Annotated in this window: 1 protein-coding gene; it reads right to left on the reverse strand. The window is 44.3% G+C overall.

Features of this window, described 5'->3' with window-relative positions; translation table 11 throughout:
* Positions 1 to 1179 (reverse strand): elongation factor Tu (gene tuf / locus WA352_RS21675; protein WP_033134357.1); only part of this gene is annotated, 1179 nt, incomplete at its 5' end.

Consider the following 1179-nt stretch of genomic DNA (forward strand, 5'->3'; position numbering starts at 1 on the left):
TTATGCAGTTACTTTAGCAACAACACCAGCGCCTACAGTACGACCACCTTCACGGATCGCAAAACGTAGACCTGGGTCCATTGCGATCGGGTGGATTAACTCTACTGACATCTCAACGTTGTCACCAGGCATTACCATTTCTACGCCATCTTGTAATTTGATCGCGCCAGTTACGTCAGTTGTACGGAAGTAGAACTGTGGACGGTAACCGTTAAGGAATGGAGTATGACGACCACCTTCTTCTTTAGAAAGTACGTATACTTCTGCATCGAATTTAGTGTGCGGCTTGATTGTACCTGGTTTAGCAAGTACTTGACCACGTTGTACGTCTTCACGCTTAGTACCACGAAGAAGAACACCACAGTTCTCGCCTGCACGACCTTCGTCAAGCAATTTACGGAACATTTCTACGCCAGTTACTGTAGTTTTAACCGTATCTTTGATACCTACGATTTCAACTTCTTCACCAACTTTTACGATACCAGCTTCTACACGACCAGTTACTACTGTACCACGGCCTGAGATAGAGAATACGTCTTCGATTGGCATCAAGAATGCTTTATCGATAGCACGTTCTGGCTCTGGGATGTAAGAGTCAAGTGCAGCAACTAAGTCAATTACAGCTTTCTCGCCATAAGGACCATCGTTACCGTTTAATGCTTGAAGCGCTGAACCACGGATGATTGGAGTGTCATCACCTGGGAAGTCATAAGTAGAAAGAAGTTCACGAACTTCCATTTCTACTAATTCAAGTAATTCTTCATCATCAACAAGGTCACACTTGTTCAAGAATACGATGATGTAAGGTACACCAACCTGACGTGAAAGAAGGATGTGTTCACGAGTTTGTGGCATTGGACCATCAGTCGCAGCACATACAAGGATCGCGCCGTCCATCTGAGCAGCACCAGTAATCATGTTTTTAACATAATCGGCGTGGCCCGGGCAGTCTACGTGAGCGTAGTGACGGATTGGAGAATCGTATTCTACGTGTGAAGTATTAATTGTAATACCACGTGCTTTTTCTTCAGGAGCTGAGTCGATTTGTGAGTAATCTTTCGCTTCACCGCCGTAAGTTTTTGCACAAATAGTTGCAATCGCAGCAGTTAAAGTTGTTTTACCATGGTCAACGTGACCAATTGTACCCACGTTTACGTGTGGTTTATTACGTTCAAACTT

The organism is Acinetobacter sp. 102 (assembly GCF_037028485.1).
Classification (GTDB): domain Bacteria; phylum Pseudomonadota; class Gammaproteobacteria; order Pseudomonadales; family Moraxellaceae; genus Acinetobacter; species Acinetobacter higginsii.